At 70.2% G+C, this 26336-nt stretch carries 27 protein-coding genes; 17 read left to right on the top strand and 10 right to left on the bottom strand.

Annotation, left to right across the window (positions count from 1 at the left end):
• Window positions 1–42: 42 nt before the first annotated feature.
• Window positions 43–792 carry an SDR family NAD(P)-dependent oxidoreductase gene (locus tag VFX14_24585; protein HEU5192872.1) on the bottom strand — a complete coding sequence of 250 codons (750 nt, stop codon included), beginning with the start codon at window positions 790–792 and terminating at the stop codon, window positions 43–45.
• Window positions 792–1346, bottom strand: a complete 555-nt coding sequence (locus VFX14_24580; GenBank protein HEU5192871.1) for an MBL fold metallo-hydrolase — start codon at window positions 1344–1346, stop codon at window positions 792–794. Before VFX14_24580 ends, VFX14_24585 begins: the two co-directional genes overlap by 1 nt.
• A 333-nt stretch (window positions 1347–1679) precedes the next feature.
• Between VFX14_24580 and VFX14_24575 the strand changes: the two genes are divergently transcribed.
• The 16 genes from VFX14_24575 (at window position 1680) to gspD (ending at window position 17496) form a co-directional block, all read left to right on the top strand.
• Window positions 1680–2564, top strand: coding sequence for an ABC transporter permease (locus VFX14_24575; protein HEU5192870.1), 885 nt, complete (start codon window positions 1680–1682; stop codon window positions 2562–2564).
• Between the two features lie 14 nt (window positions 2565–2578).
• Window positions 2579–4147: an ABC transporter substrate-binding protein gene (locus VFX14_24570; protein HEU5192869.1), complete on the top strand. Its 1569-nt coding sequence runs from the start codon at window positions 2579–2581 to the stop codon at window positions 4145–4147.
• 6 nt (window positions 4148–4153) lie between these two features.
• Window positions 4154–5107, top strand: coding sequence for an ABC transporter permease (locus tag VFX14_24565; GenBank protein ID HEU5192868.1), 954 nt, complete (start codon window positions 4154–4156; stop codon window positions 5105–5107).
• 23 nt (window positions 5108–5130) lie between these two features.
• Window positions 5131–6222, top strand: a complete 1092-nt coding sequence (locus tag VFX14_24560; protein HEU5192867.1) for a zinc-binding dehydrogenase — start codon at window positions 5131–5133, stop codon at window positions 6220–6222.
• Between the two features lie 4 nt (window positions 6223–6226).
• Window positions 6227–6682 carry a hypothetical protein gene (locus VFX14_24555; protein HEU5192866.1) on the top strand — a complete coding sequence of 152 codons (456 nt, stop codon included), beginning with the start codon at window positions 6227–6229 and terminating at the stop codon, window positions 6680–6682.
• 547 nt (window positions 6683–7229) lie between these two features.
• Complete coding sequence (gene gspE / locus VFX14_24550; protein HEU5192865.1) at window positions 7230–8768, top strand: type II secretion system ATPase GspE; 1539 nt, start codon at window positions 7230–7232, stop codon at window positions 8766–8768.
• The gene (locus VFX14_24545; GenBank protein HEU5192864.1) at window positions 8765–9985 is read left to right on the top strand and encodes a type II secretion system F family protein; all 1221 of its coding nucleotides are present in this window, start codon (window positions 8765–8767) and stop codon (window positions 9983–9985) included. Before gspE ends, VFX14_24545 begins: the two co-directional genes overlap by 4 nt.
• On the top strand, window positions 9982–10419 hold the full coding sequence (gene gspG, locus VFX14_24540; protein HEU5192863.1) for a type II secretion system major pseudopilin GspG: 438 nt from the start codon (window positions 9982–9984) through the stop codon (window positions 10417–10419). Before VFX14_24545 ends, gspG begins: the two co-directional genes overlap by 4 nt.
• Before the next feature lie 2 nt (window positions 10420–10421).
• Window positions 10422–10877: a GspH/FimT family pseudopilin gene (locus VFX14_24535; protein HEU5192862.1), complete on the top strand. Its 456-nt coding sequence runs from the start codon at window positions 10422–10424 to the stop codon at window positions 10875–10877.
• Window positions 10874–11245: a prepilin-type N-terminal cleavage/methylation domain-containing protein gene (locus VFX14_24530; GenBank protein ID HEU5192861.1), complete on the top strand. Its 372-nt coding sequence runs from the start codon at window positions 10874–10876 to the stop codon at window positions 11243–11245. The genes VFX14_24535 and VFX14_24530 overlap by 4 nt, the downstream gene beginning before the upstream one ends.
• Window positions 11242–11832, top strand: coding sequence for a type II secretion system protein GspJ (locus VFX14_24525; protein HEU5192860.1), 591 nt, complete (start codon window positions 11242–11244; stop codon window positions 11830–11832). The genes VFX14_24530 and VFX14_24525 overlap by 4 nt, the downstream gene beginning before the upstream one ends.
• A complete protein-coding gene (locus tag VFX14_24520; protein HEU5192859.1) occupies window positions 11829–12809 on the top strand; it encodes a general secretion pathway protein GspK in 981 nt (326 codons plus the stop codon). Before VFX14_24525 ends, VFX14_24520 begins: the two co-directional genes overlap by 4 nt.
• Window positions 12806–14185 carry a PilN domain-containing protein gene (locus tag VFX14_24515; protein HEU5192858.1) on the top strand — a complete coding sequence of 460 codons (1380 nt, stop codon included), beginning with the start codon at window positions 12806–12808 and terminating at the stop codon, window positions 14183–14185. The genes VFX14_24520 and VFX14_24515 overlap by 4 nt, the downstream gene beginning before the upstream one ends.
• 1 nt (window position 14186) lies before the next feature.
• Entirely contained in the window at window positions 14187–14789 is a 603-nt protein-coding gene (gene gspM / locus VFX14_24510) for a type II secretion system protein GspM (protein ID HEU5192857.1), read from the top strand.
• Entirely contained in the window at window positions 14786–15358 is a 573-nt protein-coding gene (locus VFX14_24505) for a hypothetical protein (protein ID HEU5192856.1), read from the top strand. The genes gspM and VFX14_24505 overlap by 4 nt, the downstream gene beginning before the upstream one ends.
• On the top strand, window positions 15355–17496 hold the full coding sequence (gene gspD / locus VFX14_24500) for a type II secretion system secretin GspD (protein HEU5192855.1): 2142 nt from the start codon (window positions 15355–15357) through the stop codon (window positions 17494–17496). The genes VFX14_24505 and gspD overlap by 4 nt, the downstream gene beginning before the upstream one ends.
• Here gspD and VFX14_24495 read toward each other — a convergent pair.
• From VFX14_24495 to VFX14_24475, 5 genes are read right to left on the bottom strand one after another with little or no spacing between them, the layout of a single operon-like run.
• Window positions 17493–17732, bottom strand: a complete 240-nt coding sequence (locus VFX14_24495) for a hypothetical protein (protein HEU5192854.1) — start codon at window positions 17730–17732, stop codon at window positions 17493–17495. The genes gspD and VFX14_24495 overlap by 4 nt on opposite strands.
• A gap of 3 nt (window positions 17733–17735) precedes the next feature.
• A complete protein-coding gene (locus tag VFX14_24490) occupies window positions 17736–19253 on the bottom strand; it encodes a hypothetical protein (protein ID HEU5192853.1) in 1518 nt (505 codons plus the stop codon).
• Between the two features lie 31 nt (window positions 19254–19284).
• A complete protein-coding gene (locus VFX14_24485; GenBank protein HEU5192852.1) occupies window positions 19285–20070 on the bottom strand; it encodes an N-acetylmuramidase domain-containing protein in 786 nt (261 codons plus the stop codon).
• Between the two features lie 4 nt (window positions 20071–20074).
• Window positions 20075–21376 carry a tetratricopeptide repeat protein gene (locus tag VFX14_24480; protein ID HEU5192851.1) on the bottom strand — a complete coding sequence of 434 codons (1302 nt, stop codon included), beginning with the start codon at window positions 21374–21376 and terminating at the stop codon, window positions 20075–20077.
• 32 nt (window positions 21377–21408) lie between these two features.
• The gene (locus VFX14_24475; GenBank protein ID HEU5192850.1) at window positions 21409–22113 is read right to left on the bottom strand and encodes a hypothetical protein; all 705 of its coding nucleotides are present in this window, start codon (window positions 22111–22113) and stop codon (window positions 21409–21411) included.
• 94 nt (window positions 22114–22207) lie between these two features.
• Here VFX14_24475 and VFX14_24470 point away from each other — a divergent pair, with 94 nt between their 5' ends.
• Complete coding sequence (locus VFX14_24470) at window positions 22208–23365, top strand: LLM class flavin-dependent oxidoreductase (GenBank protein ID HEU5192849.1); 1158 nt, start codon at window positions 22208–22210, stop codon at window positions 23363–23365.
• A gap of 24 nt (window positions 23366–23389) precedes the next feature.
• Here VFX14_24470 and VFX14_24465 read toward each other — a convergent pair whose 3' ends face one another.
• The 3 genes from VFX14_24465 to VFX14_24455 are packed head-to-tail and all read right to left on the bottom strand — an operon-like array spanning window position 23390 to window position 26221.
• Entirely contained in the window at window positions 23390–23698 is a 309-nt protein-coding gene (locus VFX14_24465) for a putative quinol monooxygenase (protein ID HEU5192848.1), read from the bottom strand.
• A gap of 17 nt (window positions 23699–23715) precedes the next feature.
• Window positions 23716–24972, bottom strand: coding sequence for an MFS transporter (locus VFX14_24460; GenBank protein ID HEU5192847.1), 1257 nt, complete (start codon window positions 24970–24972; stop codon window positions 23716–23718).
• A 13-nt stretch (window positions 24973–24985) separates the two neighbouring features.
• Window positions 24986–26221 carry an MFS transporter gene (locus VFX14_24455; GenBank protein ID HEU5192846.1) on the bottom strand — a complete coding sequence of 412 codons (1236 nt, stop codon included), beginning with the start codon at window positions 26219–26221 and terminating at the stop codon, window positions 24986–24988.
• Between the last annotated feature and the right edge of the window lie 115 nt (window positions 26222–26336).

The raw sequence follows: 26336 nt of genomic DNA, 5'->3' as shown, positions 1-26336 counted from the left end.
ACCGCATGATGCATTTGCACTACCGGCGAAGAATTGCCGGACCTAGTGGAAGACGAGGCCGCCGTCGACCACCAAGACCTGGCCGGTCACGCTGTCGGCACGGCAAAACGTCTCCACCTGCGCGGCGATGTCCTTGACGTCCGCGCCGCGGCCCAGCACGACGGACTTGCGCACGCTCTCCGCCACCGCGGGCGGGATGCGCTGGGCCATGCGCGTGCCCTCGATCAAGCCGGGCGACACGCAGTTCACCGTGATGGCAGGGGCCAGCGCCACTGCGAGACAGCGCGTGAGGTGCACGAGCGCGGCCTTGCTGGTCGCGTAGCCGATGGAGCTACCCATCGGCCGGTGTCCGGCGATGCTCGCGATGTTCACGATGCGCCCGGCGCCCTGCTTCTTCATGTGTGGCGCCGCCGCCTTGGCGAGGAGAAAGGGGCCGCGCAGGTTCGTGTGCTGCAGCTGGTCCCACACCTCCGCCGTGAGCTTGTCGAGCTCGGGAAACGGGATGCCGATGTTCCAGCCGGCGTTGTTCACGAGGATGTCGAGGCGGCCCAGCCCGGTGGCCGCGGTGTTCACTGCGGGCTCGCACGCGGCGGCGTCCGCCTGATCCAACTGCATCATGGTCGCCTTGCGCCCGAGGCCCTTCACCACGTCGGCGACCCTGTCCGCGCCATCCTTGTTGCTCAGATAGCCCACCGCCACGTCGCAGCCTGCGCGCGCCAGCCGCTCGCAGATGGCCGCGCCCAGATCGCCCGAGCCGCCGGTGACGAAGGCCGCGCGCCCCTGAAGGTCCATCAGCTCTCCACGATGAAGCGCCACGAGTCACCGTGACGCCGGATATGGCCGGCGGTGGGGTGGTGGAAGTGCGTGCCGAGGACTCGCACCCTCCCGTCCGCATAGCGCTCGCAGAAGGCCCGCCGCGTCTTCCGCGCCTCTTCCATGTCGGAGTCGAAGTGGCTGCCCCATCCCGGCTCGGCCACCTGCACGGGGCAGTGCATCAGATCACCAGTGATAACCGCTTGCTCGTCGCCCGAGTGCAGCCGCACGCTCACGTGGCCCGGGGTGTGTCCTGGTGTGGGCTCGAGCCAGAGCTCGTCGGACACGCGGTGATCCATCTCGACGAGGGTCGCCAGCCCGGCGTCCAGCACCGGCTGCACGCTGTCGGCGAGGATACGCCGCGTGTCCTCGTCCTTCTCGCTCGCCCAGTGCTCGAACTCGCGCCGCGCGAAGAGGTGGCGGGCGCGCGGGAACGTCGGGACCCAGCGGCCGTTGTCCAGGCGCGTGTTCCAGCCCACGTGGTCCACGTGCAGATGCGTGCAGATCACGAGGTCCACCGACTCCGGCGGCACGCCCGCCGCGGTCCTTGTCGTTCCCCACGCAGGTATCGATCAGCGCGGTCAGGCCCGGCGCGCGCACCACGAAGGCGTGGATGCTCTGGAGGAACCGGCCTTTCTCATCCAGGAAGTGGGGCGCCAGCCATTCGCGATGGCGCTCGACCGCTTCGGGGGTGGCGTCGGGGAGGAGCCATGTGGGACGCGTGGGCCCCGCGCGCTCGATCACGGCGGAGACGCGGAGACGGCCGAGGGTGAGGTCGCGCACGGCGGGGACGATTATCGCCCCGCGGGCGCGCCGCGCAAGCCCCGTCCTTGACACCCCCGCCGCCCCCGGCCTAGTGTCCGTGCGTGGCCGCCATTGATTCTGCGCTCCGCGCCACGCCGGCCCTGCCCCAGCGCGCGGCCTGGAGCCGTCCGCTGCGGCGGCTCAGCCGCAGCGCGGTCGTCGTGGTCGGCGCGATCGGCGCTGCCCTCATCGTGGGCATGGCGCTCTTCGCCAACGTGATCGCCCCCTCGCCGCCCGACGTGCAGAACTTCGACCTGATCGAGGCCCGGCCGAGCGCGCAGGCCTGGTTCGGGACGGACCGCTTCGGGCGAGACGTGCTCAGCCGGGTCATCTACGGCTCGCGCATCTCGCTCTACGTCGCGGCGACGTCCATCTCGGTCGCCATGCTGGCGGGCGGCGTGCTCGGCCTCGCCGCGGGCTATCTCGGCGGCGCGTGGGACAACGTGATCAACCGCGTGCTCGACGTGTTCTTCAGCGTGCCCGGGCTGCTCCTCTCCGTGGGCATCGCGGCCATGCGCGGGCCCGGCGTCAACAGCGCGGTCATCGCCATCGCCATCGTCTACATCCCGATCTTCGCGCGCGTGATGCGGGCGCCCGTGCTCGCCGAGCGCGAGAAGGAATACGTGGAGGCGGTGCGTGCGCTCGGCGCCTCGCGCTGGGTGGTGGCGCTCAAGCACGTCCTGCCCAACGTCATCTCGCCCTTCGTCGTACAGGGCACCGTCGCCTTCTCCCAGGCCATCCTGATCGAAGCCTCGCTCAGCTATCTCGGGCTCTCCGCCCAGCCACCCACGCCGTCGTGGGGGAACATGCTCAACGAGGGGCGCACGTATCTCGAGACCGCGCCCTGGATCTCCGTCTTCCCCGGCCTCGCGATCATGGCCGCCGTCCTCGCCTTCAACCTCTTGGGCGACGGCCTGCGCGACGTCCTCGACCCCAACGAGCAGTGACAGGAGACCATCCCATGTGCACTCCGGACTCCGCGTCCCGCGACCCCCGCCGCCTCAGCCGCCGCCAGCTCCTGCAGGCGGGCGGCCTCACCCTCGGGGCCCTCGCCGTCGGCCGCCACGCCTACGGCCAGACCCCGAAGGAGGGTGGCACCTTCATCTCCGCCCGCACCACCGAGGCCACCGGGCTCGATCCCCAGCTCGTGCCCGCCTTCTCGCGCAGCGCGCGCTCGCCGCTCACCTACAACCAGCTCGTGCGCCTCGAGCCCGACATGACGCCGGTGCCCGAGCTCGCTGAGTCCTGGGAGACGAGCAAGGACGGCCTCACCTGGACCTTCAAGCTCCGCCAGGGGGTGAAATTCCACGACGGGCAGGAGCTCACCTCGGCCGACGTGAAGTTCACCTTCGACCGCCTGTTCGAGAAGTCACCGGGCAAGTCCGACTTCATCGCGGTCGACAAGGTCGAGCCGGCGGGCAAGCACGTGGTGAAGTTCGTCACCAAGGAGCCGTTCGCGGGGCTGCTCGCCGCGCTGGGCGGCTTCTGGGGCTTCATCCTCAGCGAGGCGGGGATCAAGAAACACGGCGACCTCAACAAGGCGGCGCTCGGCACCGGCCCCTACGTCCTCGACGACTGGAAGGTCGAGCAGCAGATGGTGCTGAAGAAGAACCCGAGCTACTTCAAGAAGGGCCTGCCCCACGTGGACCAGGTGGTGCTGCGGGTGATCCCCGACGAGGCCAACATCGTGGCCGCCCTCCGCACCGGCCAGATCCACCATGCCTTCATCGAGGACAACAAGAACTACAACCTGCTCAAGGACGAGAAGGCGCTCACTGGCTACCGCTCCTCGCGCCTCGGCTACGACTTCCTCAACATCAATGCCTCGCGCGGGCCGCTGAAGGACGTTCGCGTGCGCCAGGCCATCTCCTGGGCGGTGGACCGCGCCCAGGTCATGCGCGTCGCGACCTCCGGCTTCGGCCGCCTCACCGCTCCCGCCACCGCCCCCATGAAGCAGTGGCAGCTCCCTGAAGAGCAGTGGATGCGCTACTACAAGCCGGACGTGGAGAAGGCCAAGAAGCTCATGGCCGACGCCGGGCAGGCCGCGGGCTTCACCGTGAAGCTCGGCGTGATCCCCACCTTCCCCACCATGGTGTCGGGCGCGCCCGTCATCGCCGCCCAGCTCAAGCGCATCGGCATCAACGCCGAGATCGAGAACGTGGAGTACGCGGTGTGGATCAAGCGCTGGCAGGCAAAGGACTTCGACCTGACCATGAACACCACGCCCGGTTACGCCGATCCCGACACCGCGTTCTTCCGGGCCCTGCACTCCACCAAGGGCCAGAACTGGAACTCCTGGAGCGTGCCCGACCTCGACGCGATGCTCGAGGAGGGCCGGCGCACCCTGGACCAGAAAAAGCGCAAGGAGATCTACGACCGGGCGCAGATCATGATCCTGGAGAACGTGCCGCACCTCTGGCTCTTCTCCGCCGACACCATCGACTTCACCCAGTCGAGCGTGAAGGGCTTCCGCCAGCATCCCACCACGCTGCTCTACGGCTTCGAGGGGGTCTGGTTCGACAAGGCCTGAGCCCGCGTGACCCGTTACCTCGTCGTCCGCCTGTACTCGATGGCCCTGTCCCTGGCGGGGCTGACGGCGCTGATCTTTCTCATGCTGCGGCTCATCCCTGGCACCGTGGTGGAGCAGATGATCGGCGCGGACGCCGCATACAGCCCCGACATGGTGGCGCAGCTCAAGGCCTTCTTCGGCCTCGACCAGCCATGGTACGTCCAGTACAGCCGCTGGATCGGTCAGCTCCTGCAGGGTGACCTCGGTACCTCGTGGCGCACGGGCAAGTCGGTATGGTCGCTCATCCTCGAGCGGCTGCCGGTGACGCTCGAACTCACGGTGTTCGCGGTCGCCTTCGCGCTCCTGCTCGGCATCGCCGCGGGCGTGGTCTCGGCGGTGCGCCGCGACGCCGCCTTGGACCACGTGACGCGGGTGGGCACGCTGCTTGGCCTGTCCGTGCCCGTGTTCTGGCAGGGCACCATGCTCATCCTCTTCTTCTCGCTCTACCTGCGCTGGATGCCCCCGGTGATGTGGGTGGACTTCTGGACCGACTGGAGGCGGAACCTCACCATCATGCTGCTGCCCGCGCTGTGCCTGGGCACGGCCAGTGCCGCCAACATCGCCCGCACCACCCGCGCCTGCATGCTCGACGTGCTGCGCTCGGAATACATCCGCACCGCCGCCGCCAAGGGCCTCGCGAGCCGCATGGTGATCCTCAAGCACGCCCTTCGGAACGCCCTGATCCCCATCGTGACGGTGGCGGGGCTTCAACTCGGCATCCTCCTCGGCGGCACCGTGGTCGTCGAGGAGGTGTTCACCCTGCCGGGCGTGGGCCGGCTCGTGCTCTGGTCCATCTATCAGCGCGACTATCCGCTCACCCAGAGCACCATCCTCTTCATCGCAGTCCTCTTCATGACCCTCAACCTCCTGGTCGACCTCCTCTACGGATACCTGGACCCGCGGGTCCGCTATAGCCGCTGACCTCGGCGGCCGGAGACTCCCTCATGCGTGCATCGGTGCTGTTCGAGCAGGGCAAGCCGCTGGCCGTCGAGGAGCTGGAGCTCGAGCCGCCGAAGACGGGCGAGGTGGCCGTGCGCATGGCGGCGAGCGGGGTGTGCCACTCCTGCCTGCACGCCGCCGACGGCTCCTGGAAGGGCGTGCCCGTGCCCATGGTGCTGGGCGACGAGGGCGCCGGAGTGGTCACCGCGGTGGGCGCGGGCGTGAGCGACCTCGCGGTGGGCGATCATGTGATCCTCTCATGGGCGCCCACGTGCGGCCGCTGCCACTACTGCGTGATCGGCCGGCCGAACCTCTGCGAGAAGCGCATGCCCGGCCGCGGCGTCTTGCCGGACGGCACCAGCCGCATGTCGTTGCGTGGCCGCACCGTGTACCAGTACGGCCACGTCGCGACCTACGCGTCCAGCACCGTCGTGCATGAATCCTGCGCCATCCGCATCGATCCCGCCATGCCGCTGGACCGCGCCGCTCTGATCGGCTGCTCGGTGATGACGGGCGTGGGCTCCGTCCTCAACACCGCCCGGGTGCCAGCCGGCGCCTCGATGGCGGTGTGGGGGGTGGGCGGCGTCGGGCTCAACGTCGTGCAGGGCGGTGCCCTGGTCGCCGCGCATCCGATCATCGCCGTGGACACGGTGGCGGCGAAGCTCGACCACGCCGCCGCCATGGGTGCCTCGCATGCCATCGACGCCTCGAAGGAGGACCCCGTGGCGGCCATTCGGCGACTTACCGGCCGCGGGGCCGACTACACATTCGTGGCCGTCGGAGCCACGCGGCCCGTCACTCAGGCGCTCGAGGCCCTCGCGCCGGGCGGCGTCTGCGTGCTCATCGGCGTGCCCGAGACCGGCGCCATCGTCCAGCTGGACGTGCGCCCGGTGGTGACAGCGGAGCGCGAGATCCGCGGCTCTTCTTACGGGAGCGCCCGCACCCGCGAGGACCTGCCGATGCTGGCGCGCCTCTACCTCGCGGGCCGGCTCCGCATCGACCAGCTCATCAATCGCCGCTACGGCCTCGAGGAGGCCAACGAGGCCTTCCGTGCCCTCGCCGCGGGCGAGCTGGCGCGCGGCCTCATCGTGTTCTGAGATCGTGCGCGAGCTGGTCTTCGCCCTCGAGTTTCGTGGCCGCGCGGGCCCCGTTCCTGGCCTACCATCTCAGCGCCGCGCGCGGACCACCGCGCCGAGCCAGAGCCTCCGGGCGATTCTCACGGCCGGCGGGGTCGAGGCGAGCATGGAGCCATTGCCGGGCGACACTGCGGAGCTCGACTCGCGGGTCGAGCGCCTTCCCGACGGCTCCTTTGTCGAGGACGGCAGGATCTCCTACGGCCGCGCCGGCTCGGTAACTTTCGGTACGATCGGGCGCGGCATCGTAGGCCCCAGCCCCATCGCCGGCTGGACCTATGGCGCGGCAATCTGGAATGTAACTGGGGGCGATGGTTACTTCATAGCCGCGCGTGGAATCATCACCTCTTCGTTCGAAGTAAGTCCTGATGGTGATGTAATCGACCACCATGTCGCCCGAATTTACATCCAGGATTTACACTAGCCTACTAAACTTTCCCTATTCATTGCGTCTCGCTATTTCTCACGAACCTCCTTACAACCTATAGGCTATAGTTATGTACTGTTACGTGTGTGACACGCAGGTGTCACCTAGACGAATTTCGCGGAGTGGGGTGTGTCCGAAGCGTCACGGAAGCCATGAGTATCCTTGATATCCTCGGTAAGAATTACTGGCCCGGTGATTGCTACTACCCCTGCGATGCCCGACACGTGGATTTCCCTGCACGAGGCGGTGAGCGCGTTCAAGCGGAGGTTCATCCTTGACGTCCTCGCTCACTTCGACGGCAACCGCAGCCGCACCGCGGCGGCCCTTGGCATCGAACGCACCTCCTTGCTCCGGCTCCTACGCGATCTCAGTATCGCCCCTGTGCCGCGTCCTCAGCGGGGCCGACCGGCCGCATCAACGGGCGATCACGAATTCATGAAGGTTTGCCCCAGATGTCACGTGGACCTGCTCAGAAGCAGAGTTCTGGAGTCCTTCACAACCCAAGACCACGGGAGGGCTTCGTGACGACAACCGGCGGGTCGCTATGAACGAGCGGGACCAGGTTCCGTTCCTCGCTGCGGAGGACATGCCGGCAGCGCCGCCGGTGGTCAAGGTGCTGTCGCCGCAGTATCTCCGGCACTACGTGGCCTGCCCGGTGGCCGTCGAGGGCGCCACCTTCACGGTGGCGGCGGCCGATCCCACAAACCCGCTGCTCCTCGACGACCTCCGCCAATTCCTGGGGCCTGACGTCCGGCTCTGCCGTGCGCCGGCGGACGCCATCCTCGAGGCGATCGGCCGCGCCTACGAGAGCGGCACTCCCCTGCAGAAGATCGTGGACGGCATTGATCAGAACGAAGCGGGCGCCGAGCCCGCCGCTGAGACGGACGACGTCACCGTTCTGCGCGACATGGCCTTCGAGGCGCCGGTGGTCCGCCTCGTCAACCTCCTGATCGACGAAGCGGTGGCTGCCGATGCCTCCGACATCCACGTAGAGCCGTTCGAGGAAAACCTGCGGGTGCGTTATCGGATCGACGGGCTCCTCTACGACCAGGAGGCCCCGCCGCGCCGGCTCCAGGCGGCGGTGACGTCGCGCATCAAGATCATGGCGGAAATGAACATCGCCGAGCGCCGGCTGCCGCAGGACGGCCGCATCCGGCTGAGCGCGCGGGGCCGGCGCGTGGACATCCGCGTCTCCACCGTACCCACCATCCACGGCGAGTCCATCGTGATGCGGCTGCTCGACCGCTCGTCCATGTTCCTTCCCTTCGACCGGCTGGGCATCGCCGAGGGGCCTGCCGCTGCGTTCGAGTCGCTCGTGCGCCGGCCCCACGGCATGGTGCTGGTCACCGGCCCCACCGGCGCTGGCAAGACCACCACGCTCTACGCGGCGCTCGACAAGATTAACGCTCCCGAGCAGAAGATCATCACGATCGAGGATCCCGTCGAGTATCAGCTCAAGGGCGTCAATCAGATCCCGGTCCGCCCGGCGATCGGGCTGACCTTTGCGAGCGGGCTCCGTCACATCGTCCGGCAAGATCCCGACGTAATCCTGGTGGGCGAGATTCGCGACCGCGAGACGGCGGAGATCGCCATTCAGGCCGCCCTCACCGGCCATCTCGTGCTGTCCACGCTCCACACCAATGACGCCGCGGGGGCGGTGACACGGCTCCAGGACATGGGGTGCGAGCCGTATCTCGTATGCTCGGCGCTTATCGGCGTGCTGGCCCAGCGACTGGTCCGGCGCATCTGCGAGGCCTGCCGCGTCCACGACCGGCCGGATCCCGCTGATCTCCTCGCCCTCGGTGTGGGTGTCATCTCCGAAACGCCGCTCTGGCGCGGGCAGGGCTGCGACGCCTGCCGCGGCACCGGCTATCGCGGACGCATCGGCATCTACGAGCTGCTCCGGCTCACCGAGGACGCGCGCGAGCTGGTGCTCTCCAAGGCGCCCGCGGGCGCCCTTCGCCGCCACGCGGTGGGGCGCGGCATGGTCACGCTCCGCGAGGACGGGTGGGCGAAGGCGTGCGCGGGCCTCACCACCGTCGACGAGATCATGCGCATCACCCAGGAGGACGCCGCAACATGACCACCTTCGCGTACCGCGCGGCCGACCGCAACGGACGCACCCTCGACGGGGTCATGGAGGCGCCGGACGCGCGCACCGTGGTGGAGAAGCTGCGCGAGGACGCCTGCTTCCCGATCCGCGTCGCGCCGCGGGAAGAGCGGGAACGCTTCACTCTCAGCCTCGACGCCCTCGCACCGCGCAGCGTGCGCGGCCGCGACCTCGTCGCCTTCACCCAGGAGCTGGCCACCCTCGTCGAGGCGGGTCTGCCCCTGGACCGTGCGCTCGCGATACTCGGCGAGCTGACGCCCTCGGCGCGGCTGCGCGCGGTGACCGGCGCCCTGCTCGCGGCGGTGCGCGGCGGGACCTCGCTGGGCGACGCGCTGGCCCAGCATTCGCCACGTCCCTTCTCACGGCTCTACGTGAACATGGTGCGGGCGGGCGAGAAGGGGGGCGTGCTCGATGCCACGCTCAAGCGCCTCGCCGAATACCTCGAGGAGTCGCAGGCGCTTCGCGACACCGTCGCCTCCGCGCTGATCTACCCCGCGCTGCTCGCCACCGTGGGCGCGGGCGCGGTCGTCTTCCTACTCGCGTTCGTGATCCCGCGCTTCGCCGACATCTTCAAGGACCTCGGCGGGGCTATCCCACTGCCCACGCAGATTCTCCTCCAGGTGAGCGGCGGCTTGCAGCGCTTCTGGTGGGTTCTCGCGATACTCGCCCTGGGTGCCGCCGTCGGCGCGCGCCTGGCCCTCACACTGCCCGGTGCGCGGCTCGCGGTGGACGAACTCGTCCTGCGCCTGCCGCTGGTGGGCGAGGTCGTGCGCAAGGGCGAGACCGCCCGCTTCGCGCGCATTCTCGGCACGCTGCTCCGCAGCGGGGTCCCGCTCATCGGCGCCCTCACCGTCGTGAAGGAAATGCTCGCCAGCCAGCCGCTCGCACGCGCCGCCGACAGCCTCGCCGACGGCGTCCGCCGCGGCGCCGGGCTCCATCAGCCGATGGCCGCCGCGAAGATCTTCCCGGCCCTCGCCGTTCACATGGTGCGGGTGGGCGAGGAGACGGGCCGCCTGGAGGAGATGCTGCTCAAGGTGGGCGCGGTCCTCGAGGCCGATACGCGGCGGCGGCTCACCCGCCTCGTCGCGCTCGCCGAGCCCGTGATCATCCTGGTGATGGGCCTCCTCGTGGGCTTCATCGTGCTCGCGATGCTGCTGGCCATCTTCTCGATCAGCGAGCTGCCGCTGTGAGCCGCCGCGACCTCCGTGCCGCCCTGGGGAACTGCCGCGGCTTCACCTTGGTGGAGCTGCTGGTCGTCATCATCATCCTCGGCCTGCTCGCCGGCTTGGTGGGCCCGCGACTCTTCGGACGCGTGGGCCAGTCCCGTCAGGCCACCGCGCGCGCCCAGATCGAGCTTCTGGGCGCGGCCCTCGATCAGTACCGCCTGGACGTCGGCTCCTATCCGGCCTCTGGAGTGGGGCTGACCGCGCTCGTTCAGAACCCCAATGTCCTCAACTGGAACGGACCGTATCTCAAGAAGAGCGCGGTCCCGTCCGATCCGTGGGGCCGCCCCTACCAGTACAAGTGCTGCCCCGGTGATCACGGCGAGTACGACATCTGGAGCGCGGGCGCCGATGGCGCGCCAGGCGGCGACGGCGAGAACGCCGACGTCGGGTCGTGGTGAGCATGCGGACCTCTCGGGGCTTCACGCTGATCGAGCTGGCGGTCACCATGCTGGTGCTGGCGCTGGCCGCGGCGGTCGTGGCGCCCTCGATGGGACGAAGCCTCGAGTCGCTGCGCCTGCGCACGGAGGTGGCCGGCGTCACGTCGTTCCTTCGCGCGGCGCGCGAGCAGGCGATCACGCGGGGGGACACCGTCGAGGTCATGGTGGACGCGGAGGGTCGCGCCCTCGTACTACGCCCCGGCGACGGACGTCCGCGCGTCGCCAAGCCGGGCGCGGTTCGGCGGCTCACCGCGATGCGCATCGAGGCCGATCCGCCGAGCGCGCCCGCCCTCGCCTTCCTCGCCTATGGTGCGTCGACCGGAGGCCGCTTCCGGCTGGAGGCTCCCGGGCCCGTGGTCTACACGGTGACGGTAGAGCCCTTCACCGGCCGCGTGACGGCGCGGCGGAGCGAGTCGTGAGCGGCCAGCGCGGCTTCACACTCCTGGAGGTACTGATCGCCCTCGTGATCCTGGGTCTGGGCGCTGTCGCACTGATCCAGCTGAGCGCGCAGGGCCTGCGGCTCTTGAAGCAGTCCGACATGCATCAAGACGCGGTGCTCCTCGCCGACCGCCTCGTTCGCGAGATGGTCCCCCTGGCCGAAGGCGTCCAGACCGGCACGGACGGCGGTTTCTCCTGGGAGCGCCGCGTGGCCACGGTCGGCATGCCCGATGCGCTTCGTCCCACCGCCGGGCCCAGGCCCCGGCTCCTGTCGCTCACGGTGACGGTGCGCTGGAGCCGGAGCGCGGCCGTGACCCTCGCCACGTTGCGGACGGCTCCCGACTCATGAGCGCGCCCAGAACCCGGGGCTTCACGTTGATCGAGGTGCTCATCGCCCTCGCGATCGCCGCCGCCGCGCTCGGCATCACGTTCGGCGCGGTACGCGTGGGACTGGCGGCGTGGCGTCAGGGTGAGGCGCGGGCCGAGGGCCTGCAGCACGCGCGGAGCCTCGTCGCCATGCTCGAGCAGGTAGTCGGCGGCGCGCATCCCTATCGCACCGGCGCCGGGAATTCAATGCGTATCGTCTTCGAGGGTGAGCCCGAGCGTCTCGGCTTCGTCACCACCGCGCCGGCGGTGCCGCCGCCGGCGCCCATCGCCTTCGTGGCAGTGCGCCTCGCCCTTGAGGACTCGGGGCTCACGCTTCGGCAGGGCGTGCTCCCCGCCCACGACCCGCTCGAGGGGACGAAGCCGGCGCTCAGCGATTCCGCGGTCACCGCGCTCCGCTTCCGCTACCTCCGCGCGAAGGACGCCTCATGGAAGGAGCGCTGGAGCGGCGTTGACGAGCAGGGCCTGCCCGCGGCGGTGGAGGTCACGCTCACCACCGCGCGGGGCTCCGGGCCGCCCGTGGTCATCCCGATCCGGACGGTGACCCCGTGACGCGACCGGCGACCGATCAGCGAGGTTTCGCGCTGATGGCGGTGCTGCTCGGGCTCACGCTCCTGACCGTGGTCGTGCTCGAGTTCGCGTTCGCGATGCGGCTCGAGGCCTCCGCCGGGCGTGCGTTCAAGCAAAACCGTTTCGCCGCGCACCTGGCGGAAGCTGCCGTGCAGCAGGCGCTGCTCGAGATCGCGAGCGGCGCCACGGTGGTGGCGGCGGACGCCAAAGGCCGGCTCACCTTCTACCGGACCACTCCGGGATCAACGCTGGCCGAGCCCCTGCCCGCGCTGGATCGCGAGGGCGTGCCCCTGGGGGCGGGCACGCTAAGCTATCGCATCTCCGATGAGGAGGCGCGGCTCAACCTGAACCTCACCACGCCCGACCGACTGCGCAAGCTCCTCGAGAGCCTCGGTGTGGACCGGCAGGCGCGTGACGTGGTGGTCGACTCGCTCGAGGACTGGAAGGACGCCGACGAGCTGCACCGCGCGAACGGCGCGGAGAGCGACGATTACTACCTCCGCCTCCCCGTGCCCTATCGCGCGCGAAACGGGCAGCTGCAAGACGTCGCCGAGCTGCGCCAGATCCGGGGGATCACGCCGGCGCTGTACGACGGTACCGCGGAAAAGCCGGGCCTGGCCGGCCTCACCACCGTCCACGGCCGCAGCACGATCAACATCAACACCGCGTCGGCCCCGGTGCTGGCGGCGCTCGGCTTGCCCGACGCCGCGATTGCCGACATCGTGCAGTCGCGCGCCCGCGCGCCCTACACCGTGGTGCCGCCCCGCTTCGCCGGAATCGGGCTTGGGGCAGGCAGCAGCACGTTCCGCATCGAGGCCGAGGGCCGGGCAGAGGGCCGCCCGATCCGCATCGTCGCGGTGGTGCAGCGCCGCTCGCCGCAGCCTTCCAGAGGCCCCGCGGATACCCTCAACGCGCTCGGGCTGGCCGTGCTGGCCTGGCGCACCGGAGAGACACGATGAAGCGGTCGCGCGTGGGCCTGGTGATCGAGGACGAGCACGTCGCCGTCGCGGCCATCCGCAAGGGCGGACAGCCGGCGTATTTTCGCCTCAGAGCCGACGAGGCCCTGCCCGCGCGGCTCACCGCGCAGCTCCGCGCGCGCCGCCTGGAGACCCGCGCGATCCGGATCGGCCTCGACCGAAGCCGGGTGATGGTGAAGGCCATCGACGTGCCGCACACCGCGGAGGAAAACCGCCGGTCGCTCGTGGCCTTCGAGCTGGAGCGCCATCTGCCGTTCGCCGCCGAGGACACACGCTTCGACTGGACGCCTCTGCCCGGCGGCACGGACGGGCTCGGTCGCGTGCTGGTGGCGGCGACCGAGGGGCCCACGGTGGACGGCGCCCTCCGGCTCGCCGAGTCCACCCACACGCGGCCGCGCTCGGTGACGGTGGCCTGCCATGCGCTGCCGATCCTCCTCGACCGCGGCCGACTGCCGAGCCGCGCCGTGTGGATTCACGGCCGCGGCGCGCGGACCATCCTCCTCTTCCTGGAGCGCCGGCAGGTGCGGATGAGCCGAAGCGTGCCCCGGGGCACCGGATCGGAGCTGGCTGCGGAGATCGAACGGAGCCTGCCGCTCGCGGGCTGGACGCAGTGCGAGACGGTCTGGGTCTCGGGCGACGAGACGCCGGACTTCCGCTCGAGCTTCCGGCGCGGTTGCCTCCGGGTGGCGATCGCGGCGCCGCCGCTCGGCAAGACCGCGGCGCACCTCATCAAGCGGCTGCCCCTCGAGGAGCGCGGCAGCGCGCTGCTCGCCCTCGCGGTCGCGGTGGGCCAGCGGCGCCCGCCGCTGGATCTGGTGCCGGGCGCCCTGCGCGCGCGCGTACTCTCCTGGGCGCAGACCTTCACCGCGGGTATGGCGGTGGCGGCGGGTGGGCTCGGGCTCGCGCTGCTGCTCGCGACTAGCTACAAGCAGAGCACGCAACTCGCGCGGCTCAATGCCGAGATCCGCCGCCTCGACCCCGAGGTGAAGGCGGTGGAGCAGCTCGGCGCCGACGTCCAGCTCCGCCGTCAGCTGCTGTCCGTCCTCCAGTCCGTCCAGTCCGGCGGGCTTCAACCGCTGCCTGTACTCAAGGACCTCACCGAGCTGGTGCCGATGGACGCCTGGGTCCAGTCGGTGTCGATGGGTCGCGAGGGGCTCGAGGTCACCGGTCTGGCGACGACCGCGAGCACGCTGATCTCTCTGCTGGAGGGCTCGCCCTGGCTCGAGCGCGTGGAGTTCACTTCCCCGGTGACGCGCGCTCAGGCGAAGGAGCAGTTCCGCCTGCATGCGGACTGGGAGAATCCCGTCCGCGCATCCGCCGACGCCGAGCCTTCCCGGCCGGCCAGGAAGGGGCACTAGGATGCTTGCCCTTCGGAAGCGGGAGCGCACCGTGATCGCGGCGGGCCTCGTCCTCGTTCTGGCCGTGGGCGGCTACGTGCTGCTGCTCGAGCCCGCGCTCACTCGCCAGCGCGAGAGGGCCGACATTATCCTGGCCCGCGAGGCCACGCTCGAGGGCCGGCGCGCCCTTGTCGCGCGGCGAGATCGGCTGTCGGGGGAGCTCGAGACGCTCGAGCGCCAGGTCGACGAGGCCTCGGTCGGGCTCCTTCCCGGGCCCACTGCGCCGCTTGCTGCGTCCGCGCTTCAAAAGATCATGAAGGACCTCGCCACCGGCTCGGCAGTCGACGTGCGCAGTGAGCGTGTCCTGGCGCCTCAGGAGCTCTCGGGCGTGCTCGAGATCCCCTTGGAATTGACCGTGGCGGGGAACATTCGCCAGATCGTCACGCTGCTGGCGCGGCTGGAGCGCGCGACCAGCACCGTCGCCGTGAAGGACGTGAAGATCCGCGTGGCGGCGTCCGGGCAGCCGCGCGAGCTGCTCGCCACCCTCCTAGTCGCAGGCTATCTACGGCTCGGAACCTCCCCGCCTCCCTCACCGGGGCGAGCGCCCTCTGGAGATCAGACATGATCGCCACCGCCGCGCGTTGGGTACCCGGAGTGATTCTCGCCCTGCTCGCCGTCGCCGCCGGCGGCGGGCTGGTACGCGAGCTCACGCGAACGCGGCCCCTGCCGCCGCCGCCGGCACTCGCCGAGCCGGCGCCGATCCCGGTCATGGTCGTCGGCCGCCGCCCGCTCGGCCCGGTGGAGACCGCACAGTACACGATCATCGCGATGCGCAATCTCTTCTCGGCGTCGCGCAGTGAGTCGACCGAGACCACGACGTTCGCCGCCACAGAGACTCGCCCATTCCTGCATGGCGTGGTGCTGGACGGACCGCAGAGTCGCGCCTATATTGAGGATCGAGCGACCCGGCGCGTGTCCGGCTATGCGCTCGGCGACCCCATTGGAGGAGGAAGGCTCGTGCGCATTCTCGAAGATCGAGTCGTGATCGGTCGGCCCGAAGGCCTCGTGGAGATCATGCTGAAGGATCCCGCCAAGCCCCGACCCGGGCCCCCGGCGGCTCCGACCACCCCCGGTGTCCCCCCAGCACCCGCGGCTGAGCTGCCGCCGCGCACGCCGCCCCAAGGGCCGCAATGAGAACGCTCGCGCGCGTCCTTCTGCTGGTCCTCCTCATGACGGCGTCCGCCACCGCCGCCGACCCGCCGCGCACGGTCGTGCTGAACTTCGACAACGCCGACATCGAGGTGGTGATCCAGGCCGCGGCCGAGATCGTCGGCTTCAACTATGTGTTCGGGCCGAACGTGCGGGGCCGCAAGGTGACACTCCAGACCGTCGGCAAGATTCCCCGAGAAGACCTGATGGCCTTCCTCCTGACGGTCCTGGACGTCAATGGTCTCGCTGCGGTGAAGACTGACAACGTTTATCGCATCATCACGCGCGATGGTGCGCCCCAGAACGCCGTGCGTACGGTGGTGGGGCGCGATCCCGCGCCGGGTGGGGTAGGCGGTGAGATCGTGACCCAGGTCGTGCCGCTGAGCTACCTCAACGCCGCGGACGCGGTGACGATCTTGCGTCCCTTCGTGGCCGCGGAGGGCTCGGTGAGCGCCCATCGCGAGACCAATATCTTGATCCTCACCGACACCGCCTCCAACATCCGCCGCCTGCTCGACATCGTGAAGGTCATGGACGTGCCGGTGGCCCTCGAAGAGCCGCAGATCATCCCGCTCCAGCACGCCGACGCGCAGGATCTGGCCCAGCTGCTCAACCAGATGTTCGTCAGCGGCCGCGCCCGCGGCGGCGGCGGCGCCGTCGTCGCGCCCGGTGTCCCCTTGGCGCCGGCCGCGCCGGGCGCGGCGCCCCGACCACCCAGCGTCGGGGGCGAGGTGGGCGGCGGGTCTGTGGGTGGCGGGTCCGAGCGCCCGCCCCTCATCATTGCCGAGCGCCGCTCGAACTCCCTCGTCGTCCACGCGCGCAAGCAGGATCTGGAGGCGATACGCCGCCTCGTCGAGCGACTCGATGTGAACATGCGCGGCGGACAGCAGGTGTTCGTTCACTTCGCCGAGAACACGAAGGCGCGAGATCTGGCGACTACGCTGGACGCCATCTACGGCCGAGGCGACCGCGGCGTGGCCATTACCGGCACCCAGACGCCACGCGGGGGCAGCGGGATCGCGCGAGACATCGCGGGCGGCCCCATTCCCCCGCTGTCGCCGCCCTCGATCCCGTCCGTCTCCCCCGGCGCGGTGCCGGTGAGCCTCCCCCCGGACGCTCTGATGGCCCGGCCCGAGATCCGCTTCATCGCGGATGAGGTGACTAATGCCGTGATCGTGACGACCTATCCGCGGCTTTGGCAGGAGATCCAGGAGACGATCAAGCAGCTCGACAAGATGCCGCGCCAGGTGCTAATCCAGGTGCTCGCCGTCGAAGTCACCCTCACTGACGACACCAAGCTCGGCATGGATTGGGCGGTGCGCAGCGGGAAGTTCACCGCCACGTCCTCGCCCTCTGGGCTCCTGCCCGGCATCCCGCCGCAGAGCCTCATCCCTCTCGGCGGGCCCGTCCCCGCGGGCCTGAGCATGTTCGCCTTCGCTACCGACCGCTTCCTCGCTGCGCTCAACGCGCTCGCCGCTCACAATCTCGTGAACGTGCTGTCGAATCCCGCGGTCATGACCACTGAAAATAAGAAAGCGGTCATCAATGTCTCGCAGTCGGTGCCGATCGTAACGTCGCAGCAAGTACCGGTGGCCACCGGCGGCATTACGGGCAATGCGATAACCCAGACCGTGGAATACCGCGATGCCGGCGTCGTCCTCACCGTCACCCCGCGCATCGGCGAGCAGGGCACGGTGGCGCTGGACGTCAAGCAGGAGGTCAACGAGGTCGGCCAGCCGGAGCCTCCGCCCATCAACTCCCCGCGGTTCACGAAGCGAGAGGCAGAAACCTCGGTGGTGCTGCTGAACAACCAAACCCTCGTGCTCGGCGGCCTCATCCAGAACCGGCGCACGACGACGCAGAACGGTGTGCCGTTCCTCCACCGCATCCCGGTTCTCGGCTTCCTCTTCGGCTTCAAGGAGGAGAAGATCGAGAAGACGGAGCTGGTGCTGGTGATCACGCCGCGGGTCGTGGGCACCGCGATCGAGGCCGCGCGCATCACCGAGGAGATGCGGCGCGCCACGCCCGATCTGGAAGAGACTGCCCGCCGGGCGCCGCGGACCGCGCCGCCCCTGCTCGATGTGGTGCCGGTGCCGCCCGCACGGCCGCCCGGGCTCGACTAGACGCTCTCGCGGAAGACGGCGCGCCAGCCGCGGTCGCCGATCTCGATGCGCTCGACGCGCACGAGGGCGAGGGCCCGCCACGCCGTGTTGAGCAAGGTGGCGAGCGCCGCGTTCTTGCCCGGGTCCGTCGTCTCTGCGTCGGGCTCGAATAGCGTGGTCTCGACCAGCCCGCCGCCTCCGTTGGCGGCGGCCGCGGCGGCCGCCGGCGCCGTCTTTTTCTTCTTGGGCTTGCCCATCACCTAGCCCTCCACCCCGGCCAGGTACACCTTGGCGCGGGTCAAGAGCGTGCCGTGCTGTTGCATCTGGTCGTCGAGCGCCTTCAGCGCCGCCTCGTTCGCCGCGAGCTGCTCCCGGAGATAGGCATCGGCGTCCGGCCCGCGCGCGGCGAAGCCCGCGACCGGCGCCGCCGGGTCGGCCTGCGTCCGCTTGATGGCATTGATCGACGCGAAGAGCCGGCCGCGGTAAGTGGTGACGCGCTCGAAGCCCGTGCCTATCTCCGCCGGACGGCCGGCCGCCGCGATGACCTCGAGCGGCCCGCCGGGGTTCCGCTGGCCGAGCAGATTGCAGGGATAGGCGGCCGGCACCAGCGGCGCCAGCGCGTCCAGCTCGGTGACGAGGCCGCGGGCCCCGGTGTCGCCGCGCGCGGAGAGCGTCTTGAGGGTCTGATAGTCAGACGCCATGGCGGCGGTGGAGGACAGGCGCACGCCGAGATCGCCGCGCAGCGCCGGGCTCACGCCCCGCTCGAGCACGGCGTGGGTGGGAATGGGCGGGCCGAGCACGCCGCCCGGCCCGATGGCCATGTCGAAGCCGAGATAGCCGATGACGAGTGGACGGGCGAAGTCCTCGGCGAGGGAGATGCTGCTGGACGAGGCCGACACCACCTTCACCGTGCCCCCGGGGACCAGATTGCTCCCGCCCGCGCGCTCCAGCGCCGCCGCGATCATCGCGTTCAGCTTCTCGATATTGCTCGTGTAGGCCTCGAGCGTGTTCTTGGCGGGATCCGTCCCGGCGTTCGGGACGACCAGGTCCACCGGCTTGGACGCCCCGCCGGAGGCGGTGAGCCCCGAGCTCTTCGACCCCTGGAGGGATACGTTGATGCGGCCGGTGATGTAGACCCGCGAGACCACACGCACGTAGTTGGTCTTCCCTGGCTCGCCGCCGAAGAACTGGAGGAACGGGCGGTTCGCCTCGGCCCATCGCCGCACGTCCTCGTAGAGCGAGATGGTGTCGACGCCGTAGGTGCGCGCCTCCGCGATCGTGATCGTGCCCTGGGTCGCATCGCCCCCGAGGAGCGAGAGCCCCACGGGAATCCCCTGCACCGGCAGCGCCACGTTGAAGCCGCCGCCGCGCCGCGCCGAGAAGGAGTAGGTGGGGAAGGAGGCGTTCGGGGCCAGCGTCCACGACGCGGGCTTGCCGGGCTCCAGCCAGAACTTCGGCAGCGGATGCTGGGCGTCGCCCGCCTCGAACGACTGGCGATAGAACGTCTCGTAGCCCTTCGGGTCCAGCCGATAGATGAGATTGTCGAACGGCATGAAGCCGCGCTCGCGGTAAGTCTTGGCCTGGTCCTCCACCGTGGTCTGGACGAGGAAGATGTCGCCCGGCTGGAGATCCTCGGTGAGCGGGTAGACGGGCAGGACCTGGCTGGCCCGGATCACCATGGACCAGTCGCGCGCCACGCGCTGCAGCTCGCGGTCGCTCACCGCGCGCGCGCACCCCATCGCCGACAGCGCCAGCAGGATCCAGACGATCAACCGCATGCGTCCCTCCTCCCGCGCGTCGGGCGCGCGCTCAGGCTCCGCGCACTGCTCGCTCTCGCACCGCCTTCAGCATGTCCGCGTCGAACGCCTCGCGGATCGGCAGCCCTTCCTTCTCCTGGAACATGCGCAGGGCCGAGCGCGTGAAGCGCCCCACCACGCCGTCCACCGGGCCGGGGTTGTAGCCGAGATACACGAGATAGGCCTGGATGCCCCGCACGGCGAGATCGGGCAGCGCGCCCGTCACGTACTTCTGATGCGCCGCGCGCAGCCGCTCGTCGTAGGAGTTCTGCGCGTAGGCGGGGCCGTTGTACGCGGCGGCGAAGGCCGGCCAGTTGTGGGCGCGCAGGTGGGCGGCGGCGCCGATGGCTCCGATGAAGCACGCCATGCCGGCGAGCTGAGCGTTCTCCGAGGCCACGAACGCGCTGACCAGCGGCTCCACGTCCACGAATCCGGCGGCCTTGAAGTTGTCCCCCATGACCTGGCCGAGCCCCCAGGACGCGCTGCGGAGCGCCGCCGCGCGGTCGAGCTTGATCGCACGGGCGAGGCGGTCGTACTCGCGGGCGCCGCCCACGTAGCCGCCCCACTGGGAATTGCTGACGTCTGAATATTTTGCGTCAAAGCGCCGTTTGGTGAGGCGGCTGAAGTAGTGGCGCTCGAAGAGGATGAGGGGGCGGCGGTCGGCGAGATAGCCGCAGCCTCGGGTCTCCACGGTGAGTACCGCCCACAGCTCGGCGGCGCGCACCCCGAGCATGTCGCAGGCCGCGGCGACGCCGTCGGCGTCCAGCACCTCGCCCTCGCCTCGGAAGGCGACCGGCATCGCGCTAGCGCGCGGCGCGCGCCTCGGCGGCGTCGAGCCAGCGCGCGTCCTGCGGGGTGGGCCGTCGGGCCAGGCGCTTGCGGAGGAGCCGCGCGGCGTCCTCGGCGCGACCGAGACGCAGGTACGCGACCACCATCGTCTCCTCGATGATCTCCCACTGGGCATGGCTGCCGCCCATGCGGTGGATTTCGGCCTCGATGGGCTCGAAGTGACGAAGCGCGCCGGCATGATCACCCGCCGCGAAAGCGGCGATGCCCTGGGCGAGCGGATAGCCCACCTGCGCCACGGGGTGGCCTTTCCCGGCGAGCGCGCGCAGGCTGTCGAGCAGCGCCGTCATGGCCTGCGTGTCCCCGCTCGCCGCATAGGCGAGCGCGGCGTGCACGTCGCCGAACACGAAGCCGGGCCGCGCCACCTTCGCGGCCAGCGCGGCGAGCGGCGTCCAGCGCGCGCGGCCCTCGTCGTGACCGTAGAGCCGGAGCCGCCAGAGGGCGGCGGGCCCATCCATCACCGCGAGCCGGGGATTGGACGCGGGCTGGATGTCGCGGTCGAAGATCTCGAGCACGCGGTCGATGCGGCCGCGGTGCAGCTCGAAGAGCCCGAGGTGCCAGGCGAGGTGGCAGTGATAGGGAGCATCGCGGTCGTAGCCCTCGAGCCATTGCTCGAGGAACGCCACCCCGCCGTCATGATCGAGCGTCTCGAAGAAGACGTGGGCGATGTTGTGGCTGGCATTGGCGTTGGCCGGGTACTGGGCGAGCGAGCGCTCGGACAGCGCCTGGGACTCCGCGAAGCGCCCCGTCTCGTGATAGACGAAGGCCAGCTCCGACTGGAACCACCAGTCATCGCCGAAGGCGGACGCGAGGGCTTCGAGATAGCCGGTGCGATACGCCTCGCGATCGGCGCGCCCGCTGAAGCCGATGCTGCTGCTGGCCTGCTTCACGAGCAGGGCGTCGCGCGGAAAGTCCCGCGTGTGCGCCTCGATCAGCGCGAGGCCGCGCGCCGTCTCCCCGCCCACGATCGCGCCGAGGGCCTCCACGTGCTGCTGCTCACGGCGGCTGGCGCCCCCGACGCGCTCGCGCGCGCGAGCGACGGCGGCCCGCGCCGCCGCGCCGTCGGCCATGAAGAAATGGTGGAGGGCCTGCCCCGCGTGGGCCATCGCGAAGCCCTCGTCGGCGGCGAGCGCGGCCGCGAACGCGGTGTCGGCGCCGCGGCCGTAGGCGAGGAGGCGATCCATGCCGAGCTGGAGCTGCTCGGCGGCGACGGGCGAGGACGTGGTCAGCGGCAGGCCGTAGCGATCGGTGCGGGTCATGCGATCAGTCTTGAACGGAAGTCGGGCAAAGATCAACAGATCTCGCACGGAATAGGCGCACGCGAGGAGAGCTTGCCCGCCACCAGCCCGTCCTCGAGCATGCGCTTCCAGATCTTTTGCGCCACCTCGTCCACCGCGATGACCCGGCTGCTGTTGGCGAGCTCGGTCACCACCGCCCCTTCCCCCGCCGACTCCCAGACGAGCTCGCCCGTGCGCGTGTCCCAGAGCTGAAGCCAGAGCCGCAGCACGAGCACCCGGGTCCTCACGATCTTGACCCCGAACATCTCGAAGCGGTCCAGAAGGGAATGATCGAAGGCCGAAATGCCTGGCAGCAGCGCATAGCGGCAGTCCAGCGCCGTCCCGAGGCGCCCCAGCCGCTCGCGCTCCAGGATGCCGCTGCGGCCGAACCCGCCCAGGAGATCCGCGTAGTCGGCGGCGAGGCCACGGGTGTTGACCACGTTGACCACGTCGGGCGTGGCGAGGGCGCTCAGCGGGAGCGAGATCTCCGGCAGCGTCCGCACGAGGGCGTGGGACACCGAGGCGCTGAACCCCTGGAGCGCGCCCGGCGCGACGACGGGCAGCACGGCGACGGGCTGGCGCCCCACCTCGGCGAGCTCCAGCCCGCGCGCGCGGGGCATGGAGGTCGTGTGGGTGTCCCACACGTAGAGCGGCGAGCCGCACGCGGTCAGGAGCGCGGTCGACGCAGCGAGCAGCGCCATACGGATCCGGGCGGCCATGGCTCCCTCCTGTCTACTCCGCACGGGCCCAGGGGTCGCGTGGGACCTTGGTCCTAGGCGCTGAGGTAGGATAGGCCCCCAGGGAGGAGCCCCCATGATCACCAAGTTCTCCAATGTGTATGCCGGCCACGTGGACCTGGGCGACATCGGCCAGGACGCCACGCCCGCCAACGAGCGCCGCTACTCGAACGCGCACCTCGCCTCGGTGTTCGAGAAGACCGAGGCCATCGCGCGGGTCATGGACGATCACGGGTTCCACACCCTGTGGCTCGCCGAGCATCACTTTCAGCACGAGGGCTACGAGGTCATCCCGAACATCCTGATGGCGGCCGTGCATCTCGCCCACCTCACCTCCCGCCTCCGCATCGGCTGTGGGTTCAACATCACCCCCATGTGGCATCCCCTGCGGCTCGCCGAGGACTTTGCCACCGCCGACATCCTCACCAAGGGGCGCACGGTGTTCGGCGTGGGCCGTGGCTACCACACGCGAGAGGTCGAGACGTTCGGCGCGCCCATGCTCGATCAGGAGGCCAATCGCGCGCTCTTCGAGGAGCAGGTCGAGATCATCATGAAGGCCTTCAACTCGGAGTCCTTCTCGCACCAGGGCACGCACTACACGCTGCCGCCGGCGGTGCCGTATCGCGGCTACGAGCTCAAAGAGCTGACGCTGGTGCCGCGGCCCCTCCATCTGCCGGTGGAGACATGGCAGCCGGTGGTGAGCGCGAGCGCGCGCGGCCTCGACTTCATGCACAAGCACGGGATCAAAGGCCTGATCGGCGGCGGCGCCGCCACCATGGCGGAGAAGTCCATCTACGCGTTCCGGGAGTCCGCCCAGCGCGCGGGCAAGGACTGGAAGCTCGGCGAGGGACTGAGCCTCGGCATCTTCTACTACCTCGCCGACTCGCGCGAGCGCGGTATCCGCGAGATCACCCCCTTCTACGAGGAGCACGTGAAGATGTTCGGCCCCCTCGGCTTCGTGCCCGGCATCACGCCGACCCAGCTCGCCGCCTCGACCGAGCGGGCCGGCTGGCGCGCGGCGGGCGTGCCGACCGTCGAGGACTACATGAAGGTCGGCGCGTGGTTCGCCGGCCCGCCCGAGGAGCTGGTGGCCTACCTGCGCGAGCTCGAGTCGCGCTTCCCCGGCCTCGAGTACGTGCACCTCTCCAACAGCATGGGCACGCCCAAGGCGGTGATGGTCGAGCAGCTCGCCTGGCTCGGCAAGGAGGTCATGCCGCATTTCACCGGGCGGTGACGACCGCCGAGCGCCGAGGGCCGCCTAGTCGGTGATCGAGCGGTAGATCTCGACTTCCGCCGGGCCCTCGGTGAGCCCCTCCTTCTCCCGCCGCTCGCGATAGGCGGCGAGGTGCGGGGCCTTCCGGTGCACGTCGAAGGCGGCGTCGTCCTTGTACTGCTCGTAGAAGATGAAGAGGTCAGGGTCCTTGGTCGAGCGGTGCGGGCGGTAGACCAGGCAGCCCGGCTCGGCCTTCTTCACCGCGGCGACTTGCTCCTTCAAGAGCGCGGCGAGCGCGTCGCCCTTGCCCTTGGCCGCCCGGATCTTCGCCACGACGGTGAGCACGTCCGGCATGTCACGTCTCCTTTCGTTCAGGCGCCCACACGGCGCGGCACCCAGCGCACCACCCGCGTCCCGCTGTCCACGCGCAGGCTGACCAGCGCCGCGGCGAGCAGGAACAGGCAGGCGACGGTGTACATGACGCCATAGCCGCCGGTCGATTCGAAGAGGGCGCCGGCGATCGAGGAGCCCAGCGCGGCGCCGGTCTGATGGCAGAGGAAGATCACGCCGAGGATCGAGCCCACCGAGTAACGCCCGTAGATACTCGCGGTGAGCATGGACGTCATCGACATGGACCCGGCGATGGTGGCGCCGCCCACCGCGGCGACGGCGAGGATGGCCCAGGGATTGTCGCGGATCAAGTAGAGGCCCGCGAAGATGAGCGCGCGCCCCGCGTAGATGCTGCCCAGCACCGGCCGCGCGCCATAGCGGTCGGCGACCGCGCCGAGCCCCATCGTGAACACGATGCTGGACACGCCGAGCACGCCGATGATCCACGAGGCGAAGATCGGCGTGTAGCCGTGGTCGGTGAGCATCGGGACGCCGTGCGACGAGATGAGGCTCATGGAGAAGCCGCAGGTGAAGAACGACCCCGCGAGCTGCCAGAACGCCACCGTGCGGAGCGCCGCGCTCGCGGGCGTGCGCACGGGCGCGACCCTCGTCGCCTCCGGGGCGAGCGCGTCCCCATCGGCGCCGAGACCCATGGACTCCGGCGTGTCGCGCACGACGAGGAGGCAGAGCGGCAGCATGCCGAGAAGCACCGCGCCGCCCATGATGCCGTAGGTGGCGCGCCACCCGTAGGTCTCGATGAGCCAGGCCACCACCGGCACGAGCAGGCTCATGCCCGTCATCGAGGCGCTGCCGAGCAGCGACACCGCCATCCCGCGCCGCCGGTTGAACCAGCGCGATACCACCGCGTTGGCGACGACGGGTCCGGTGGCGGCGAGCCCGATGGACGCGACGACACCGTAGATCAGCGCGAGCTGCCAGAGGTTCTGGCAGAACCCGACCAGCGCGAGCGAGATCGCGAGCAGCAGGGCGCCCGCGGAGGTCACCATGCGCGGCCCGAGGCGATCGGCGAGGCTCCCCACCCACGGCATGAACGCACCGTAGAGGAAGAGCCCCAGCGCGATCACGAGGGAGAACGCCGCGCGGTCCACGCCGAGGTCGGCCACCATCGGCTTGAGGAACGGGCCCACCGCGTGACGGATGCCGGCGGACATGAAGACCATCACCGCGAACGACACCGTGATCCACCAGCCGTAGAAGACGCGAGGCGAGGAGGCCATGGAGCTTCCCCGACTATAGCAGAGGCGTGCGCGCCGAGGCGGTCGCCAGCGCCGGCCGCCGCACGAGCGTGACGGCGAGCGGACCGAACGTGAGGACCGCCCCCACCGCATTCAGGATCGCGAACCCCCAGAGCCCGAGGATCATCCCGCCCACCGCGGAGCCGAGAGCGCCCATGAGCCCCATGAACAGATCGGCGAGGCCCTGGATGGATGCGCGCTCCGCGGGCGCGAGCGCGTCGGTCAGCAGCGCGCTCCCCGCGACGAAGGCAAGATTCCAGCCGATTCCGTTCACGAAGAGGCCGAGGATCACCAGCGGGCCATTGGTCCCCGGCGCCAGACCGGCCAGCATCACGGCCGCGATCAGGACGAGCGCGCCGAGCCCGATCATGGGCAGGCGCCCGAAGCGATCGCTGAGCCAGCCGGAGAGCGGCGAGGACACGTACATCCCGGCGAGGTGCAGGGCCACCGCGATGCCGATGACACCGACCCGGTGCCCCTGGTCGTGGAGATACACCGGCGAGGTGGACGTGGTGGCGATCATCACGAACTGGCTCACCATCAGCGTGGTGAGCGCGATCTGCACCCGGAGGTCGCCCAGCAGCTCGCCGAACGTCCGCGCACGATCGACGGGCCGCGACGCCGCCTCGCGTGCGGCGCTCGGCTGCCCCTCGAGCTCGCGCGCGATGGCCAGGGGATCCGGCCGCAGCAGCGCGGCGTTCAATAGGGCGGCGACGCTGTAGCCCGCCACGCTCACGAGGAAGGCGCTCGCCGTGGACGCGATGCCGAGCGCGGCGCCCACGCGCAGCGCCGGGTCCATCAGCATCGGCCCGATCATGGAGCCGGCCGCCGAGCCCCAGACGATGATGCCCATGGCCTTGCCGCGCCCGGCCGGCGCGGTTATGTCGGCCGCCGCATAGCGCGCGAGGAGATTCGACGTGTTGCCGATGCCGAAGAAGGCCATGCCGACGAGCATCACCGCGAAGCTGCCCATCATCACGCCCAGCATGCCGATGACCGCGCCCGCCACCGCGAGGCCGTAGCCCAGCGTCAACCCCGGGCGGCGCCCGGCGCGGCCCATGAAGCGCGCGAGCGGCCAGCTTGCGAGCGCGGTGCCCAGCGCGCCCACCGAGACGGGGAGGCCCGACCAGGTGTTGGTGCCGGTGAGGCTGGCGGCGAGGATGCTGCCGACGGCGAGGCTCATCGAGTGGCCCGTGCTGCCGCAGACCTGGGCCACGAAGAGCGTGGTCATCAGTCTGGCGCGGCTCGGGATGCGGGCCGACGACGCTGTCGGTGGGGTCATGAGGGCGATTGCGTCGATGATAGCAGACCCGCGGTCCCCGGCGTGTGGGCGCCGGGGCCGGCGT

This window comes from Candidatus Methylomirabilota bacterium (assembly GCA_035764725.1).
In the GTDB taxonomy this organism is placed as follows: domain Bacteria; phylum Methylomirabilota; class Methylomirabilia; order Rokubacteriales; family CSP1-6; genus DASRWT01.
Note: the sequence above shows the minus strand (reverse complement) of the source record. Positions and strands in the feature narration are given on the sequence as shown.

What these genes read in the sequence shown, in the direction of transcription:
- VFX14_24585 (HEU5192872.1), bottom strand. Translation starts at nt 792, where the DNA reads ATGGACCTTCAGGGGCGCGCGGCCTTCGTCACCGGCGGCTCGGGCGAT.
- VFX14_24570 (HEU5192869.1), top strand. Translation starts at nt 2,579, where the DNA reads ATGTGCACTCCGGACTCCGCGTCCCGCGACCCCCGCCGCCTCAGCCGC.
- VFX14_24560 (HEU5192867.1), top strand. Translation starts at nt 5,131, where the DNA reads ATGCGTGCATCGGTGCTGTTCGAGCAGGGCAAGCCGCTGGCCGTCGAG.
- gspE (HEU5192865.1), top strand. Translation starts at nt 7,230, where the DNA reads ATGAACGAGCGGGACCAGGTTCCGTTCCTCGCTGCGGAGGACATGCCG.
- VFX14_24545 (HEU5192864.1), top strand. Translation starts at nt 8,765, where the DNA reads ATGACCACCTTCGCGTACCGCGCGGCCGACCGCAACGGACGCACCCTC.
- VFX14_24535 (HEU5192862.1), top strand. Translation starts at nt 10,422, where the DNA reads ATGCGGACCTCTCGGGGCTTCACGCTGATCGAGCTGGCGGTCACCATG.
- VFX14_24525 (HEU5192860.1), top strand. Translation starts at nt 11,242, where the DNA reads ATGAGCGCGCCCAGAACCCGGGGCTTCACGTTGATCGAGGTGCTCATC.
- VFX14_24515 (HEU5192858.1), top strand. Translation starts at nt 12,806, where the DNA reads ATGAAGCGGTCGCGCGTGGGCCTGGTGATCGAGGACGAGCACGTCGCC.
- gspM (HEU5192857.1), top strand. Translation starts at nt 14,187, where the DNA reads ATGCTTGCCCTTCGGAAGCGGGAGCGCACCGTGATCGCGGCGGGCCTC.
- VFX14_24505 (HEU5192856.1), top strand. Translation starts at nt 14,786, where the DNA reads ATGATCGCCACCGCCGCGCGTTGGGTACCCGGAGTGATTCTCGCCCTG.
- gspD (HEU5192855.1), top strand. Translation starts at nt 15,355, where the DNA reads ATGAGAACGCTCGCGCGCGTCCTTCTGCTGGTCCTCCTCATGACGGCG.
- VFX14_24495 (HEU5192854.1), bottom strand. Translation starts at nt 17,732, where the DNA reads ATGGGCAAGCCCAAGAAGAAAAAGACGGCGCCGGCGGCCGCCGCGGCC.
- VFX14_24490 (HEU5192853.1), bottom strand. Translation starts at nt 19,253, where the DNA reads ATGCGGTTGATCGTCTGGATCCTGCTGGCGCTGTCGGCGATGGGGTGC.
- VFX14_24485 (HEU5192852.1), bottom strand. Translation starts at nt 20,070, where the DNA reads ATGCCGGTCGCCTTCCGAGGCGAGGGCGAGGTGCTGGACGCCGACGGC.
- VFX14_24480 (HEU5192851.1), bottom strand. Translation starts at nt 21,376, where the DNA reads ATGACCCGCACCGATCGCTACGGCCTGCCGCTGACCACGTCCTCGCCC.
- VFX14_24475 (HEU5192850.1), bottom strand. Translation starts at nt 22,113, where the DNA reads ATGGCCGCCCGGATCCGTATGGCGCTGCTCGCTGCGTCGACCGCGCTC.
- VFX14_24470 (HEU5192849.1), top strand. Translation starts at nt 22,208, where the DNA reads ATGATCACCAAGTTCTCCAATGTGTATGCCGGCCACGTGGACCTGGGC.
- VFX14_24465 (HEU5192848.1), bottom strand. Translation starts at nt 23,698, where the DNA reads ATGCCGGACGTGCTCACCGTCGTGGCGAAGATCCGGGCGGCCAAGGGC.
- VFX14_24460 (HEU5192847.1), bottom strand. Translation starts at nt 24,972, where the DNA reads ATGGCCTCCTCGCCTCGCGTCTTCTACGGCTGGTGGATCACGGTGTCG.
- VFX14_24455 (HEU5192846.1), bottom strand. Translation starts at nt 26,221, where the DNA reads ATGACCACGCTCTTCGTGGCCCAGGTCTGCGGCAGCACGGGCCACTCG.